This is a genomic window from Telmatobacter bradus (assembly GCF_048629425.1).
GTDB lineage: Bacteria > Acidobacteriota > Terriglobia > Terriglobales > Acidobacteriaceae > Telmatobacter > Telmatobacter bradus.
The window spans coordinates 620,464-637,512 of the sequence record NZ_CP184532.1; the positions used below are offsets into that span (position 1 = coordinate 620,464).

The window sequence follows — 17,049 nt, forward strand, 5'->3', positions numbered from 1 at the left end:
GCGTCAACGAAGGGAAATTGATTCACATTCTCCCTTTGGAGGGGAGAAGTCAGGCTGTTTTGCGGGCCTCGCGCAAGATGGAATCGACGGCGGCTACCATGTGGCTGGAGTGCCCGGCGATTTCCTTGGTGACTGCCGTCTGCTGTTCCATGGCCGTGGCGATGCTGCTTACGTACGATCTCACCTGCGAAACGGCTTCAACTGTGTCCTGGATGGTGCTGACGACGTGCTCTGAAGTTTTCTGCACGTTGGCAATCTCATTGCCGATCTCGCTGGTGGCCTTGGCCGTCTGGTCGGAGAGATTTTTTACTTCGCCTGCTACAACGGCAAAACCTCTTCCTGCTTCGCCGGCACGGGCAGCTTCGATGGTGGCGTTCAGGGCCAGCATATTCACGCGGCCTGCAATATCGTGGATCAGGCCCACAATTCGCTCCATGGCGCGCATTGAGTCCGTCAGATGCGAGGCTGCCTGTCCGGATTCCTCCGAGATGGTGGCAATTTTGGTTGTGGCTTCACGCGACAGTTCCATGTTGTGGCTGATCTCTCCAATGGAACTGGACATTTCTTCGGTGGCGGCGGCCACTTGCTGCGCGGTTTGCTGGGTTAATTCCGTCTGATCGATGATTTTGGTCAGATCGGAGGCGAACTTGACGACTTTGGTCGGTTTTCCATTTTCATCGAGGATGGGATTGTAGCTGGCTTGAATCCAGACGCGCCTGCCGTTTTTGCCGAATCGTTCGAAGACGCGCGCATCAGGCCGTCCAGCACGAAGATTCTCCCAGAAAGTCTTGTATTCGGCGCTGGCCGCCATTTCCGGCGAAACAAAGATGCGATGCTGCTGGCCACGGATTTCGTTCAGTGTGTAGCCCATCAGATGCAGAAAGTTTTCATTGGCATTCAGGATTGTTCCCTGCAGGTCGAACTCAATGACGCCCTGTGTCCGGTGGATGGCCTCGATCTGCCCTGCCACATCCAGATTTTTTTGCTTTTCCTTGGTGATGTCGGTGGCGAATTTTACGACCTTGAGGAGTTTGCCGTGGGAATCGAAGATGGGGTTATAACTGGCCTGCAGCCATACATGATGGCCATCATGGGCAATGCGCTTGAACTCGCCACTCTCAAAATTGCCGCTGCGCAATGTCTTCCAGAACGCCTCGTAGGCGGCACTGCGGGCATAGGTCGGATCAACAAAGATGCGGTGATGCTTGCCGAGAATTTCGTCGAGCGTGTAGCCCATGGTGGTGAGGAAGTTTTTGTTCGCGTCGAGAACGTTGCCGTTCGTGTCGAAGTGAATAACAGCCTGTACGCGATTGAGGGCTTCGATTTCGCCGCGCAGCATAGACTCTTCATTCGAATTGTCTTCCAGCGTTTTCTCGTGTTTGTTGCGAGACGGGGACGTAAACAAGTTGGTTGGTAATTTCATCGCAGTTTGTGCTCTTTCTTTGGGGGATGCACCGTCAGGCTGGAGGGGAATCCTGCGCGAGTTTTGTGCAAAACTCACATGTGTTCTCTTATCGACAATTTCACTCCAATAATTCAGAGCGGGCGAAGTTTTTTCTTGGGTGGGTTGGAAGGAAGCAGAGGGAAAGATTGAAAAGAACGGGGTTGGAGTGGGAGACGGTGTGACCAAAGTGGAACAGGTCCCACTCCGGGAAATTTTGTCTTGGTTTTGGCTAAGACTGTTGGAGGGGCAAACGAATCGCGGATTAAGCTCTGCTCATGGAAAATTTCACGTCTATTGCCGCCAATGCTTTTGCGCCTTCCATTCCACCGTTGCACGGGGATGCGCAGCGGGCGGCCATGCAGGGGGCAGTGCAGGCGCTTTTTGAGGGCGCTTTTGCGCTGCACCAGCAGGGACGGCTGAATGAAGCGGCGCGCATCTATGAGCAGATTCTGAAGATTGACAGCCGCCACGCAGACAGCCTGCATTTGCTGGGGTTGATTGTGAATCAGGCCGGGAAGTCGGATCTGGCGATCCAGCTGATTGGTCAGGCGATTAATGTGCGCGGCAACGAAGCTTCCTACTATTCCAATCTGGGAACCATTGTGCAGGCGCAGGGCCAGCTGGATGCGGCGGCAGCCTGCTATCGGCGGGCGCTGGAGCTGAATCCGCGTTTGGCCGAGGTGTATTTGAACCTTGCCCTGGTGGAGCAGATACGCGGCCATCTGGATGAGGCGGAGGCTGGCTTTCGCCGTGCGGTGGAGCTGAAGCCGGAGCTGGCCGAGGCGTGGAGCAATCTGGGCAATCTGCTGGAGCAGCAGAAGCGTGGCGAGGAAGCGGAACCCTACTTTCGCAAGGCCATTGAGTTGAAGCCCAGCTTTGCCGAGGCGCACTATAATCTGGCCAATTTGCTGGAAGTCCGTGAGCAGTGGACGGAGGCGGCCGAGCACTTTGAGCAGGCTGTGCATCTGAAGCCGGGCTTCAGTGAGGCGTGGGCGAATCTGGGCAATCTACGTCAGTTGCAGAAGCGTTATGAAGAGTCCGAGCGTTGCCACAGGGAGGCGATTCGTTTGCGGCCAGACTGGTCTGACGCGCATTACAACCTGGGCAACGTACTGGCCGTGACGCACCGTGACGAGGCTGCCGCGCTGGAGTTTCAGGAGGCTCTGCGGCTGAATCCCATGCTGACCAAGGCCCGCAACAATCTGGGCAATATTCTGCGTGCGCTCGAACGCTACGAAGAGTCGGTCCAGGAGTACAGGAAGATTCCCCGCGGAGACATTGAGTTCGGCGGGGCCTACAACAACATGGGGCTGGCATTGCTGGGCCTGGGCCAGCATGATGAGGCAATAGAGGCTATCAAGCAGACGCTGGAACTGGTGCCGAGCATGGCGGAAGCCTACTGCAATCTGGGCGCGGTTTACCATGCCATGAACCGGCTGGATGCAGCCGAGCTTTGCTACAGGCAGGCACAGAAAATTGCCCCTGAGCTGCCCAAGAATCGCATGAATCTGGGGCTGATTCATTTGACCCGGGGCCAGTTCGAGGCGGGGTGGCGGGAGTACGAATGGCGCTGGGAAGGTGCGCCTCTTCTGCAGAGGCTGTTTCCGCAGCCACAGTGGCAGGGCGAGCAGTTGAATGGGGCGCGGATTCTGATTCATGCCGAGCAGGGCTATGGAGATACGCTGCAGTTCCTGCGTTATGTGCCCATGGTGCAGCAGGTGGGTGGCCGCGTGGTTATGGAGGTGCAGAGCCGCTGCGTGCGTCTGGCGCGGGAGCTGCCGGGCGTGGAAGAGGTGGTGGCCTATGGCGATCCGTTGCCGCAGTTCGATTGCCACATGCCGCTGCTCAGTCTACCGCGCATCTTTGCAACCACGCTGGAGACAGTTCCGGCGGAAGTGCCCTACCTGCGCATTCCTGAAGAGGCGCGGCGCAAGATGGATGCGGTTACGTGGCCGGAGGACAGGCTGAAAGTGGGTCTGAACTGGGCCGGAAACCCTAGCTTTAAAAACGACCGCTACCGCTTTCGCTCACTTAACTTTGCCGACTTTGAGTGCTTCCTTGATCTGGAGGAGGCGCAGTTTTACTCGCTGCAGATGGGCGTTTCCGCCGGGCAGCTTCGTCTGGATGCGGGGCCGATTGTTGACTTGGCAGAGTTGACCGACGATATGGCCGATACGGCGGCGCAGATGGAGCGGATGGATCTGGTGATTTCAGCCGATACGTCGGTGGCGCACCTGGCCGGCGCGTTGGGCAAGACGGTCTGGGTTCCGCTGCCTTACACCGCCGACTGGCGCTGGCTGCTGGGGCGTTCGGATTCTCCCTGGTACCCGACGTTGCGGCTCTTTCAGCAGAAAAATCCGGGCCAGTGGGAGCCGGTGGTGGAGACGATCCGCGAGGCGCTGGGCGAGTTGACGGCGGTAGGCAAGGTGGCGCGTCGGCTGCGGAACTAGAGCAAAATCGGGAACGGTAGCCCCAGAGAATACGTGCAAGGTTGCCGTTCCCTGTTGGTCACGGCAACTGTAGGCCTGCGGCTTTAGGGGACAGCTTCCCGGATTTTGCTATAAAACGCAAACAAGAAAAAATCCCGGAGAGCGCCTTTGCGCCTCCGGGATCTTTCTTGTTTGCAACTGCGTTACTCGCGAATGGCAATTCCCAGCGCCTTCATCTTGCGGTAAAGGTGGCTGCGTTCCAGACCGAGCAGCTCGGCGGCGTGGCTGATGTTGTTGCGCGCCTCTTCGATCTTTTTCAGAATGTATTCGCGCTCGTAGGCGTCGCGGGCCTGTTGCAAGGTGCTGAACTCTTCGGTGGAGCGCGAGCCGGACTTGTGGGTGAGCGGCGGCAGATGTTTGCGCTCGATGCGCAGCGCCCGCGGATTCAGGATCAGCACACGCTCAATCACGTTCTTCAGCTCGCGCACATTGCCGGGCCAGTGATACTGTGCGAGCGCGGCCAGAGCTTCGTCGGCAATTTCCATGCGTGGCCGCCCGTACTGACGGCCGAAGTCGGCCAGAAACTCACGCACCAGTACCGGAATGTCCTGTTTGCGTTCGCGCAGGGGCGGCACAAAGAAGGGCACCACGTTGAGCCGGTAGAAGAGGTCTTCGCGGAAGTTTCCCTTAGCGATTTCTTCTTCCAGATCTTTGTTGGTGGAGGCGATCAGGCGCACGTCCACGTGCAGCGGCTGGGTACCGCCGACGGGCGTAAACATCTGGTCGTCGAGTGCGCTGAGCACTTTGGCCTGGGTCTTCAGGCTCATGTCGCCCACTTCGTCCAAGAAGAGCGAGCCGCTGTTGGCGCGTTCGAGGGTCCCGCGCAACTCAGGTGGTCCGCCGGGCTGTGCGCCGTGGCGATAGCCGAAGAGTTCGGCCTCGATGTGATCTTCAGGAATGGCGGCGCAGTTGAGCGAGACAAAGATGGCATCGCGGCGCTGGCTTTCGGCGTGAATGGCGCGGGCGATCAGTTCCTTGCCGGTTCCCGATTCGCCGTAGATGAGCACGCGGCCATTGCTGGGGGCCATCAGCTTGATCTGCTGGCGCAGCGCCTTCACCGGAACGCTTTCTCCGGTCAGTACGCTGTTGACGCTGAACTGGCGCTTGAATTCGATGTTTTCGGAGCGTAGTTTGCGCGCCTGTACGGCGTTGTTCAGCACGATCAACGTGCGGTCGAGCGAAAGTGGTTTTTCAAGGAAGTCGTATGCGCCTAGCTTGGTGGCTTTGACGGCGGTTTCAATGGTTCCGTGGCCGCTGATGATGACTACTTCAGGGCGCGTTTCGGCTGCGAACTGGCGAATGTCGGCGAGTACGTCCAGGCCGTCGCGGTCGGGCAGCCAGATGTCGAGCAGAACCACGTCAAAAGGTGCGTCGTTCAGCCTCACCAACGCTTCAGCGGCATTGGCTGCCGTGACTACGCCATAGCCTTCTTCGCGCAGAATCTCTTCGAGCGAGTTGCGGATCTCCGCTTCGTCGTCGACTACCAGGATGTGGTTCATGCGGAGACCTCTTTCTCTTCGGAGGGGGGATACAGATTGGACTCGCCCAGCTGCGCATCAGGAGCAGGCGGCGGGGAAGATGGATCGGTCAGTGGCAGGTGGATGAAAAAGCGTGCGCCCTTTGGGGTGTTGCTTTCGGCGCGGATCGATCCGCCATGCTCCTGCACGATTTTGGCGGCAATCGAGAGTCCCAGTCCGGTGCCGCGCTGTTTGGTGCTGTAGAAGGGCAGGAAGAGCCGCTCGCGAATTTCGTCGGTCAGGCCATGGCCGGTATCGGTAATGCAGATCTCCACAGAGGAGCCATCGTCACAGACGCTGCTGGAGATGGTGAGCACCTTGAGCAGGCTGTCCTGCATGGCCTCGGCGGCGTTGTCGATCAGGTTGGCCAGCGAACGGCGCATGGCGTCGGGATCGGCCATGACCTGCGGCAATCCATCTTGCAGATGGCGCTGCAGGGTGATGCCCTCAAGCCGGTCAGCGAAGAGCGCTAGTGCCGACTCCGCCAACTGATTTACCTCGCACAGATGTGGCTGGTGCGCGGGGAACTGCGCCAGCGCGCCAAACTGATCCACCAGGCCGCGGAGGGTTTCAACGCAGCCCAGAATTACCTCGCTGCATTTGCGGATGATTTTGGGCGAATCCGTCTGGGTGCGATCCAGGTGACGGCGGATGCGTTCGGCGGAGAGTGCAATCGGCGTCAGCGGGTTTTTGATCTCGTGCGCCACTCGCTGGGCCACTTCCTTCCAGGCCAGCTGGCGTTGCGCGCGCAAAAGCTCCGTTGTGTCTTCCACGACCAGCACGCTGCCTGTACGGCCAGGAGCCAGATCCAGTCGCGCACAGGTGATGGCCAGATGTACGACCCTGCCGGCGGAGTGGAATTCCACTTCGGTGGAAGCCATGCCCATACGACGGCTGCGGCGGATGACGCCGGAAAAATCCACGATGCATTCCGGAGGAAGAATGGTTTCAATGGGCTCTCCGGCCAGAGTGGAGATTTCGGTCAGCCCCAGTAAGGACGTAAAAGCATGGTTGGACTGGAGGACGGTGCCCGAGGCGTCGAGTGTAACCACGCCGTTGGGAATGGTTTCGAGAATCGTTTCCAGCTCGCGGCGGCGTTCTTCCAGCGCCTGATTGGCGGTGGTCAGTTGCGCGGAGGAGCTTACGGCCAGATTGCGGCTGGTTTCAAGATCGGCAGCCATGTGATTGAACGAAGCCACCAAGTCGCCCATTTCACCGGTAGCATGTGTTTCAACACGCTGGTCATACTTGCCATCGGCAATGGCGTTCATGGCGTCGGCCAGAGCCTCAACGGGGCGGGTAATCTGCTTGCTCAAAAATACTGCCAGCCACACGCTGGAAAAGAAGACAAAGGTGGTGATGAGCAGCAGCATCAGGAAAAACGTGGTGCGCAGGCGGCCGCGTGCACGGAAGAGCGTCCAGTACTCGTTGGCGCCCGTACGAATGCGTTTTACCGTCTGGCTCAGGCCCTGGGGCATGGGCAGCGCAGCCACCACAGCCTTGCCTGATTGGGTAATCGAGAGGCCCAGCGCGTACTGTTGGCCAGCGACTTCAAGCACCGGTTCGTCGCTGCGTTGCGCGGCCGGCAGCAGAACGCTGGAGAGCGATCCGGCCATGGTGATGGAGATGTCGCGCATTCCCGCATCGGTCCACGAATGCAGGCGGACGGGGGTGTCGAGCGGCGGCGTTTGATAAGAGGCCAGCACGCCCTTGTTCTTGTCGTAGACCACCACGAAGCCGCCTTCGAGTGTAATGCGGCGGGAAGCCAGCACGTCCTGCAACTGCGGCAAATCGCGGTCGGTCGCACCGCTGGTGGCTATCGACTCGGCTTCGCTGCGGGCATTCGAACCCACATATTGCACCAGCTCCTGCACTACGCGGGTTGAATCGTCATGCAGCTCACTGGTGTTGGGCGAAAACCAGCGGTCGATGGAGCGGTTCATCAGTTGGAAGCTGAACAGGAACATGAAGACGGCGGGGATGAGCGCGATGAGCGCCGCGCCCAGCACCATGCGGGTGCGCAATCTGGCACCCAGAGCGCCACTGCTCTGCTCGGCCACCAACTTCAAAATGTTCCTGAGCAGCAGCATCAGAAGCACAATGAACAGAAGAAACACCACGACCGTCAGCCCGGTGAAGGCCAGCGTTTCGCCCGAGGTTTCCGGGTTCAGAAAAGAGATGTTCGAAGTATTGAAGGCCTGCAGCGCACCAAGAAGCACAAACACTAGCAGTGCGCCCGCTCCGAACAGAGCGATGGAGCGATGCCGCGGATTGCCGAGGAATGCCATGCGCAGATTATAGGCGAGCCGGTGGGCCGAAGACAGGGAGCATGGGTGGAGGGGGAGCAGCGCCGCCGGAACGGGAAGCCGTCAGAGATTCGGCCGATCAAGCTCGTTTTCGTGCTTTCCCACCCTAGCCACAAAAACAAAGGCGTGGCGAGGGTGGGGCCCCCGGAATTATGCGAATGCTTGAGCCGAAAATGCTGCTAGAGCGCCCGTCCCGCAGCTACGGCCGACGACCACGCCCACTGGAAGTTGTAGCCGCCCAGCCAGCCGGTTACATCAACCACTTCGCCGATGAAAAACAGTCCAGGCACGGCGCGTGCGGCAAGCGTCTTGGAGTCCAGCTCTGCAGTGTCCACGCCGCCGGCTGTGACTTCAGCCTTGTCGTAGCCTTCATCGCCTGCGGGCCGGAACGCCCAGTTGTGCAGGCGGCGTTCGGCTTCTTCTAGTGCTCCATTGGACCAGCTTGAGGGCAGCGCTGCCTCGGCCAGAAAGCCTGCCAGACGCTGCGGCAAGGCTTCGCGCAAAGCCTGACGGAAGGCTGCTGCATCTCGCCGGGCGCGGGGCGCAAGCAGGCTGGCAAACAGCTGCCTGGAGTCGGGTGCAAAGTCCACCGTGAGCGGCTTGCCCTTGTGCCAGTAGCTGGAGGCTTGCAGGATGGCCGGTCCGCTCAGGCCACGATGCGTCACCAGCAGTTTTTCGCGGAAGCTGGACTTGGCGGCGCGCACTTCCACATCGGTAGCCACGCCAGCCAGCTGGGTCCAGGGGGCTTCTTCGCCAGCAAGCAGCAGGGGAACCAGCGCGGGGCGGGTGGCCACCAGATTCAGACCAAACTGGCGGGCGACGTCGTAGCCGAGGCTGGTGGCACCCAGCTTGGGGATGGAGAGTCCGCCGGTGGCGATGACTAGAGCGGGGGCATGAAATTCGCCCTGCGTGCTGGCCACGCGAAAGCCGCTTTCCACTTCGATGCGACCGGCGTTCAGCACCAGCTCCACGCCGCCGCGTTCGCACTCGGCCAGCAGCAGGTCCAGAATCTGGCGGGCCGACTGGTCGCAGAAGAGCTGGCCAAGGGTCTTCTCGTGCCAGCGGATGTGGTAACGCGCCACCAGCTCCAGAAAATGCCGTGGGCTGAACTGTGCCAGCGCCGACTTCACAAAATGCTTGTTCTGGCTCAGGTAGTTGGCGGCCGCGCAGTGCAGATTGGTGAAGTTGCAGCGGCCTCCGCCAGAGATGAGGATCTTGCGGCCCGGCTGGCCGTTGTGGTCGAGTACAGCAACACGCTTGCCGCGCGCGGCTGCCGTGGCGGCGCACATCAGCCCTGCGGCTCCCGCGCCCAGTACGATTACGTCGAATTGCCTTGCAGTTGTGCTCATGGTTCCTGTTCCAGCATAGAGGAACAGGCCGTCAGGAACGCACGTCAGGAACGCTGGTCGGTGCTGCGCTTGCGGAAGACGATCTTCAGTTCGCTTCGCCAGTGCTCACCGAAGGCGATCAGCTCCCAGTCCACGCGGGGCGAAAGATAGCGCAGCACAGTCTCGTTGGCGGGATGGATGCGCAGGGCAGGAGCGGCCAGCAGCAGCCTGGGATCCAACTCGGAAACTTCGTTCCCGGTAAAGTATCCGGCGCGCTCAAAGGCCGAAAGCTGCCGGCCCGCGCCGCCCACCGTCTTGCGGTCGGCGTTCAAGGTGCGTACGCGAATCCAGTAATCGAGGGCCTGCAGGGGCAGATGCAGATCCTCGTCGGCCTTTAGCTCGATCACCACCAGCCGTCCGCTGCGGTCGAGGGTGAGCAGATCGAGCAGGCCGCGGTCGCCAATGCCCACGGCGGGCACCTGCTCGTAGAAAAGATCGCAGCGCAGCGCGGGCAGCAACTCGCTCAGGCCGGCGCGGACCTCCGATTCCAGCCAGCGTTCCGGCTGCAGGCGGAAGAGTGGGTCATTGTGCGCGCCGTCCGGATAGCGGCTCAAAAATAACCGGTGAATCAGTTCGCGGCAGCGTTCGGTGTTGCTTTCGTCCAGCAGGGTTTCGTTCGGTCCCGCGCCAAAGCTCACCTCCAGCACACGGTCGAAAGAGTCGCTGCGGGCCACCTGCCGCACTCGGGCAAACTCCAGTCCGTGCAGCAGCAGGCCGACTTCGGTAGCGGTGCGAGGACGAACCTCAATGCGGCAGCGGGCTCCGTCGGGCACCAATTCCAGCAGGCGGTCCAGGCCTTCGCGGCAGCGGGCCAGCACACTCTCGGGCGAGCAGGCATGCATTAGCCGCGCAGTGGCGTTGCCCATATCGGCATGCTCCACCGGCTCCAGCTCTTCGCTTTGTTCATTCAGGGTGAAAAGCTGAAAGTTGGCGGCGGTGTAGTTCAGCCAGGCCATGCGCTCGGCGGTGGTGCGGGCCGCGCCCTCGGGCACAATCACCTTCAGCCCGCCGTAGTGGCGGCGCGCCGCGGTTTTTTGGCGGCAGTAGTCGAGCCACAGAATGCCCAGGGTGAGCACGCCATCGATGATGGCTCCGCTTTCCGCCGCGCTTACGCCAATTACCGCATCGGCCGCCGTGCCCTGCAGCAGACGACCGCGCACGTAGGCCGGACCAAAGCTGTGTTCCAGATCCATGGCGGAGCGGAAGCCGTCTACCTTTGCGCCCACAAAGCGGCGGCTCAGCACGCGTTCCAGCAGGCGCTGATAGTGGCGGCGGGCAGATTCGCGGGTGGTGGGGGTGCGGCGTTCGTGGCTGGGAACCAGCTCAAGCGTCTGGGAGCGGCTTGCGCCCATGCGGTGGGTGATCAGGCGCAGGCTGTGGGCGCGCTGCTGCACCTCAACCACGGTACGCAGCAAATTGCGCTCGTCATTCCAGAACTGCACCACACAGCGACCGTGCTGCTCGGCGACGGTGCAATGGGCCGAGCGCATGTCAAAGGCCACCTTGCCCTCTTCGAGCACGGCGGCCTCAGGATGCGCGGCCAGATATTCCTCAATGGTGGCAACCAGTGGGGCGGCAGGCAGGGGGGCGACAGGCAGGGGGGCGGCAGCGGCGGCTTCATGAATCCGGGCCACGCGCCGCCTCCTCTTCCATTACCAGTTCATGCGCAAGCGCAGGCTGGTGATGTGGGCCAGATGGTGGCGGCTGTGCCAGTCATACATGGCCAGAGCTTTGGCCAGGGGCACCTGTCCAAGCTCGGGGTGGTTGTAGCCTCGGTGGTAGTCCTCGTTGTCGAGCGACTGCAACAGGGCAACCCAGCGGGCATGAACGCCGTCGATGATGGCCAGCGAAGGCTCAACCGGCAGATTCTTGCTGTCGCCCAGTTCCGCCCAGGCCGCTTCATTGTATGGCTTGATGGAGGGCCACTCCTCGGTGAGCGCGAGCTTGAAGCGCAGGAAGGCGTTGGTGTGGCTGTCGGCCACATGGTGTACCACCTGCCTGACGGTCCATCCGCTATCGCGATACGGCGAATCGAGTTGGCCGTAGCTCAGACCTTCCACTGCCTGACGCATCCGCTGGGGCAGCAGAGTGAGCGTGTGAATGTTTGCCGCACGAATCCCCGGCATGCTGCTGGCCGGAGCGCTGAAGCGGCCTATGGGATAACGAAGTTCCTCTAGATCCAGTTCCCTCATTGCCTGCACCTTACCACGGTTGAGAGGCAGAGCACATAAAAAACCTTGTGGTTTAGTAGGGCGTCTGCCTGTTTAAAAGAAATTTTTACGCCTTGTGATGATGTTTGTGGTTCTTTTTTACGAGGTGATGTACGTGATGCACATTGGTGTGCTGGACAGCCGGGGAAGTATGGTGGGCATGATGGCGAGCGGCAAAGACAGGGCTGGCGCACAGGGCCAGCAATAATGTGGACGTGATGATCTTGTTCATGGCAAAAACTTTAGCATGTTAAGGCTGCTCTTCTGCCGCTTTGTCTACCAAACGGCATCAGAATAGGAAACCTTTGCGGACATTGTTCCACCTCGGTGCGCCACTCCCTGCCGTCGTACACTGGAGCAACCATGACTCAACCGGCCGCTGTACCGCAGCTCGATCATCGTCGCTATTTTTTCGAAAAGTTTGGCATTACCGAACGGCTGTTGGAGCGCTGCCTGGGTGAGGCGCTTTCCGTCGGTGGCGACTACGCTGACCTTTATTTTGAGTCGGTCACGGCTACGGCGCTGGGCGTGGACGAGCAGATTGTGAAGTCAGCCAGTACGGGCACCAGCGCCGGTTGTGGCGTGCGTGTGCTCTCTGGCGAACGTACCGGCTATGCCTATACCGACGATCTGAGCCCCGAGCGGCTGCTGCATGCTGCCCGCACTGCGGCCCTGATTGCTTCCGGCCCGGCAAAGCAGACGGTGGCAGGCTTTACCCAGGCCCCGACTGCCGATCTTTACCCCGTTCCTTTGGGCGGTTACTCGCTGGATCTGGCTGCACGGCTCGATCTGATTCTGCGCGCTGACCGGGCTGCCCGCGCCTTTGACAGCCGCATCACGCAGGTGCGTGCCAGCTACTCTGAAGAGCTGCGCCGGGTGTTGATCGCGGCCAGCGACGGCGCTTTTGCTAGCGACACCCAGCCACTTTGCCGCCTGAACGTTTTTGTTCTGGCGCAGGAAAACGACACCACCACCAAGGGGTCGGCGGGTGGCGGAGGCCGTGCGGGCGTTGAGCAGTTCCTGGGCAGCAAGAGCCCTGAGGTTCTAGCGAAAGAGGCCGTGCGCGGAGCGATTCTGCAGTTGGAGGCGGTTCCGGCTCCGGCAGGCGAGATGGAAGTGGTGCTTGGTCCCGGCTGGCCCGGTATTCTGCTGCATGAAGCCGTTGGCCACGGCCTGGAAGCCGACTTTAACCGTAAAAAGACCTCGGCTTTCACCGGTTTGATCGGTCAATCGGTGGCCAGTTCCAAGGTTACAGTGGTGGATAACGGCACAATTCCCGGCCGCCGCGGTTCGTTGAACGTTGACGATGAAGGTACGCCCACGCATGAGACAGTGCTGATTGAAAACGGCATTCTGCGGGGCTATTTGACCGACAAGCTCTCAGCCCGGTTGATGGGCACGGCTTCCACTGGTTCTGGCCGACGGGAGAACTATCAGGCCATCCCCATGCCCCGCATGACCAACACCTACATGCTGGCCGGCGACGATGCGCCGGAAGATATTCTGCGCTCGGTCAAGCGCGGCCTTTACGCCGTCAACTTTGGCGGCGGCCAGGTGGACATTACCAACGGAAAGTTTGTTTTTTCAGCCTCTGAAGCCTATCTGATCGAGGACGGAAAGATTACGGCTCCGGTGCGGGATGCGACGCTGATCGGCAACGGGCCAGAGGCACTGAAGTACGTTTCCATGGTGGGCAATGATTTGCGGCTGGATGAAGGGATCGGCACCTGCGGCAAGGATGGGCAGAGTGTGCCGGTGGGCGTGGGTATGCCCACCATCAAGCTGGACAAAATGACGGTGGGCGGCACGGGACGCTGAGGAGAGTCGCACGGGGTTTGTTCAGCTTTTTCAGCCTCATCGGCGCTTACTTGTGTTCCTCCGCGCCAAAACCCACCCGGATTGCGAAAAAACGCCGGGTGGGCTTGAATAGATTCACAAAGGCTGGAAGACTGGGTAAAGCTGTTCCGCCCGTGGCAGTAGTGTGTTCAAGCTACGGCTGTGGCGTTGAGGAAGCGCCCTCGTCTGTACTGGGTGGAACAATGGGCTTGGCCGGAGGGGTCAATACAAACCCTGTGCGGACCAAAGCAAAGCCCTGTTGCGGCAGTTCCGCCTGCAAAAGCTGATTTTCGGGACCAGAAAACAGATCGGCCTTCGCTCCGGCAATGGTGGCGATCAGATGGTGGACGGCGATAGTGCGTCCTTCGAGCGTTCCACTTTCGTCAGAACAGGTAGCCAGCTGTACGGCTTCCAGGGATCCGGCTTGCTTGGGAAGAATTGCCCACAGGTCGCGGTTGTTGTGCGCTGCTGCCAGTTGAAGCAGGTTTTCGAGCGCTCCCGGGTCGAAATCCGGCAGCAGGACAGCTTGCGGATAACTGACTAAATCGGTTGATGTTGTTCGTCCGCCAGCCGATACCTTCAGATGGAGTGTTGCATCTTCAGTGGCAGCGATAACGTGAACCGCCTGTTGGTTGACGACCGCATTCAGGTCGGCATGAACAAGTTGGCGGGCAGGGGTGAGTTGCTCTGTTTTGCTGAGGGCGTAATCGATCCCCGGGGTGGAGACGCGAATCATGGTTTTGCTGTCAAAGCCTGACTGGGTAGGAGAAATACGGTAGCTGGCTGAACCAGCCTTCTGGCCGTGAAAGACAAGCTGGAAGCTGGCCGACTGGGCCACAAGCAAGGCGGGAGAAGCCAGGGCTGCAAGGATCGAAAGAATCCGAAGTGTAACGGTGTGCACGGCTGATCTCTACTCCTGTGGGTATAGACACGAAAAATGGGAAAGAGTTGGCGGCACGGAGAAAGCGAGTAGAGAAATCAATGGCGGGTGTGGAAGCAATTCTGTTCGATGTGGGCGGGGTGTTGCTGACCAACGGCTGGGACCTGCGGGACCGGACAGCCGTTCTGGAACACTTCGAGTTGGATCAGAACGAATTCGAGGCGCGGCACAAGGAAGTGTATACGCAATGGGATACAGGCCAGATAACGGTGGACCAGTACCTGGAAGCCACGGTTTTTCATACGCCCCGATCCTTTCGCAGTGAGGCTTTCTTTCTGGCCATTTGCGAGCGTTCCCAGTTGCTTGAAGGCGGAGCCATTGGAATCCTTGAGGAGATTGCCGCATCGAACAAATATCTGCTCGGTTCGCTCAACAATGAACCGCGTGAAACCAATGAATACCGGTTCCGGCGCTTTCAACTGGGCCGTTTTTTGCGTCTGCGCCTGACGTCGAGCTATCTGGGACTGCGCAAGCCGGATCCGGCGGTTTACCACCGCGCCCTCGATATACTGGGCATTCCGGCGGATCGCGTGTTGCTGATCGACGACCGGCAGGAAAACGTGGACACGGCGGCTTTTGTGGGTTTGCAGGCCATGCTGTATGAAAACGCTGCGCAGTTGCGGCGTGAATTGACCGGGATGGGCATACTGTAAGCGTGGAATGGTAATCGAGCGCGCGGCGGAGTAAACCGCGTCTACAGCAGTGGAGGGATAGATGACGACGATCCAGATGAATGTGCGGCCGGAAGATTTGTCGCATGTGCCGCAGGGCAAGGAACGGATTCCCGAGGGGGGAATCCTGGTGATTTTTGGAGCGTCGGGCGATCTGACCAAGCGCAAGCTGTTGCCTGCGCTCTACCATCTGTGGAAGGCCCATCTGCTGCCCAAGCAATACGCTATTGTGGGCGTGGCCCGGCGTCCGCTTGGCCAGGAGTTTGCCGAGGATATGCGGGCAGGCATTCTGGAATTCGGTGACGCCAAGGCCGACGATCCGGAACTGGACGAGTTCGTCCGCCACATTCGCTATTACGCGCTGAAGTTCGACGATCCGGCGGACTATGCCGGTCTGGAAGCCGAACTGGAAAAGATTGAAAAAGACCGTGGCCTGTGCGGCGACCGGCTCTACTATTTGGCCACCGCGCCGGAGTTCTTTGCGGGAATTGTGGAGAATCTGGGCGCGCAGGGCATGGCGCATCCCATGTGTGGCCGCGCGGGCGTGGTGATTGAAAAGCCCTTTGGTCACGATCTGGCCTCGGCCCGCGAGCTGAATCGTCGTGTGAACGCCGTCTTCCATGAGAGCCAGGTCTTCCGCATCGATCACTATCTGGGCAAGGAGACGGTGCAGAACCTGCTCGTTTTCCGCTTCGCCAATGGCATTTTTGAACCCATCTGGAACCGCAACTACATTGACCATATTCAGATTACGGCCGCCGAAACCCTTGGTGTAGAGGGTCGCGGGCCTTTCTATGAGAAGGCGGGAGCCCTGCGCGACGTGGTGCAGAACCACATGATGGAGTTGGTGAGCCTGGTGGCGCTGGAGCCGCCCTCTAGCTTTGAGGCTGAGAGCGTTCGCCGCGAAAAGCTGAAGGTCTGGAAGGCGATTCCACCTATTCCGGTGTTGAATGCGGTGCGTGGCCAGTACGGTCCGGGCGTGGTCAACGGCCAGCATGTACTTGGCTATCGCGAGGAAGAGCGGGTTAGCCCCGAGTCGGGCACCGAGACCTATGCTGCACTGAAGCTGGAAATCGAAAATTGGCGCTGGGCGGGTGTGCCTTTCTATCTGCGTGCCGGCAAGCGTCTGCGCAAGCGCGCCACGGAAATCTCCATCCAATTCAAGCAGCCGCCGCTGCTCATCTTCAATCAGTTGCAGGGCGCGGGTGTTTGTCCTGTGATTGAGCCGAACCTGCTGACCATTCGCATCCAGCCGGATGAGGGAATTTCACTGCGCTTTGGCGCCAAGGTTCCCACCACGCCGGAGATGGCCGTCTGCCCGGTGAACATGGACTTTGATTACGAAGACGCCTTCGGCAAATCCAACGCCAACGGCTACGAACGTCTGCTGCTCGACGCCATGCTTGGTGATCAGACGCTGTTCAGCCATCGCGACGGCGTGGAAACCACCTGGAACCTTTACACGCCCATTCTTGACGCCTGGGCATCTAAAAAGCCCGAAGTATTTCCCAACTACTTTGCCGGTTCTTGGGGCCCGGAGTGCGCCGATCACTTGCTTGAACGTGATGGTCGCGTCTGGCGTAATGATCTGGGCAAGCGTAGCTGAGGGGTCTGAGTAACCTCAGATTCACCCCGCCAATGTTCTTGGTCCGGGGTGTTGATCTGGCAAGAAAAAGAGTTATTTTCTGCAAAAAGACAGGACGAAGGCAGAGCATTCTATGCTCTGTCTTCGTCCTGTTTCGCAGACCTCTGTCTTGTGTGGACCTTAGTTATTACAGAGACCGGTAGACAGATTGCCGTGTGTTTCTCACAGGTCGGCAGTTACCTGAAGATAGATAGCGATAACTTTAGAAATGCAAAGTCCAGCATCGTGAGTTTTTCCTCTGGCCAGCTCGAATTCGAGTTAAGCTGTTTTGACTATTCATATAAACACTTTCATTAGAGGTTTTACCGTTGACTTGACCGAGTCAGGTTGCACGATAACGAAACAAATACCCGCGGCGCTCGTGTCACATTATGGTGCGTGCTTGACGGAGGATGCGTGAATTGGTTAGGTAAACCGATTTGATTAGAAAATGTTAAAAAATAATTGACAAGAAACTTAGGTAACGAGTAGAAGGTTGCACGAATCCGCGTACAAGGCCATTGCACGCGCAGTGCATCCGCAGGAACGGTAGAGTTCTAGATATTTTTTTGAAGCAATTTTTGTGGATGCGCCCAATCAGGAAACAATCTGGAGAGGAACAAA

At 59.3% G+C, this 17,049-nt stretch carries 12 protein-coding genes; 5 read left to right on the forward strand and 7 right to left on the reverse strand.

Translation table 11 applies throughout. The features are described from left to right. Nucleotides 1-49 precede the first annotated feature (49 nt). A complete protein-coding gene (locus ACOBR2_RS02680) occupies nt 50-1,339 on the reverse strand; it encodes a PAS domain S-box protein (RefSeq protein ID WP_420238528.1) in 1,290 nt (429 codons plus the stop codon). Between the two features lie 380 nt (nt 1,340-1,719). On the opposite strand from ACOBR2_RS02680, the gene ACOBR2_RS02685 reads away from it, so the two are divergent. Next, a complete protein-coding gene (locus ACOBR2_RS02685) occupies nt 1,720-3,894 on the forward strand; it encodes a tetratricopeptide repeat protein (RefSeq protein ID WP_420238529.1) in 2,175 nt (724 codons plus the stop codon). A gap of 182 nt (nt 3,895-4,076) precedes the next feature. Here the strand turns inward: ACOBR2_RS02685 and ACOBR2_RS02690 are convergent, their stop codons facing one another. The 5 genes from ACOBR2_RS02690 to ACOBR2_RS02710 form a co-directional block, all read right to left on the reverse strand. Then, complete coding sequence (locus tag ACOBR2_RS02690) at nt 4,077-5,432, reverse strand: sigma-54-dependent transcriptional regulator (protein WP_420238530.1); 1,356 nt, start codon at nt 5,430-5,432, stop codon at nt 4,077-4,079. Next, nucleotides 5,429-7,738, reverse strand: coding sequence for an ATP-binding protein (locus tag ACOBR2_RS02695; protein ID WP_420238531.1), 2,310 nt, complete (start codon nt 7,736-7,738; stop codon nt 5,429-5,431). The genes ACOBR2_RS02690 and ACOBR2_RS02695 overlap by 4 nt, the downstream gene beginning before the upstream one ends. A 197-nt stretch (nt 7,739-7,935) precedes the next feature. Further along, a complete protein-coding gene (locus tag ACOBR2_RS02700; RefSeq protein ID WP_420238532.1) occupies nt 7,936-9,105 on the reverse strand; it encodes an NAD(P)/FAD-dependent oxidoreductase in 1,170 nt (389 codons plus the stop codon). 44 nt (nt 9,106-9,149) lie between these two features. After that, complete coding sequence (locus tag ACOBR2_RS02705) at nt 9,150-10,778, reverse strand: hypothetical protein (RefSeq protein WP_420238533.1); 1,629 nt, start codon at nt 10,776-10,778, stop codon at nt 9,150-9,152. Between the two features lie 18 nt (nt 10,779-10,796). Next, entirely contained in the window at nt 10,797-11,336 is a 540-nt protein-coding gene (locus tag ACOBR2_RS02710) for a YfiT family bacillithiol transferase (protein ID WP_420238534.1), read from the reverse strand. Between the two features lie 97 nt (nt 11,337-11,433). Here ACOBR2_RS02710 and ACOBR2_RS02715 point away from each other — a divergent pair, with 97 nt between their 5' ends. Beyond that, a complete protein-coding gene (locus ACOBR2_RS02715; RefSeq protein WP_420238535.1) occupies nt 11,434-11,562 on the forward strand; it encodes a hypothetical protein in 129 nt (42 codons plus the stop codon). A 155-nt stretch (nt 11,563-11,717) separates the two neighbouring features. Next, complete coding sequence (gene tldD / locus ACOBR2_RS02720) at nt 11,718-13,172, forward strand: metalloprotease TldD (protein WP_420238536.1); 1,455 nt, start codon at nt 11,718-11,720, stop codon at nt 13,170-13,172. A gap of 172 nt (nt 13,173-13,344) precedes the next feature. Here the strand turns inward: tldD and ACOBR2_RS02725 are convergent, their stop codons facing one another. Next, entirely contained in the window at nt 13,345-14,091 is a 747-nt protein-coding gene (locus tag ACOBR2_RS02725; protein ID WP_420238537.1) for a hypothetical protein, read from the reverse strand. Between the two features lie 80 nt (nt 14,092-14,171). Between ACOBR2_RS02725 and ACOBR2_RS02730 the strand changes: the two genes are divergently transcribed. Beyond that, the gene (locus ACOBR2_RS02730; protein WP_420238538.1) at nt 14,172-14,783 is read left to right on the forward strand and encodes an HAD-IA family hydrolase; all 612 of its coding nucleotides are present in this window, start codon (nt 14,172-14,174) and stop codon (nt 14,781-14,783) included. Between the two features lie 61 nt (nt 14,784-14,844). Next, nucleotides 14,845-16,407: a glucose-6-phosphate dehydrogenase gene (gene zwf / locus ACOBR2_RS02735; RefSeq protein WP_420238539.1), complete on the forward strand. Its 1,563-nt coding sequence runs from the start codon at nt 14,845-14,847 to the stop codon at nt 16,405-16,407. The last annotated feature ends 642 nt before the right edge of the window (nt 16,408-17,049 follow it).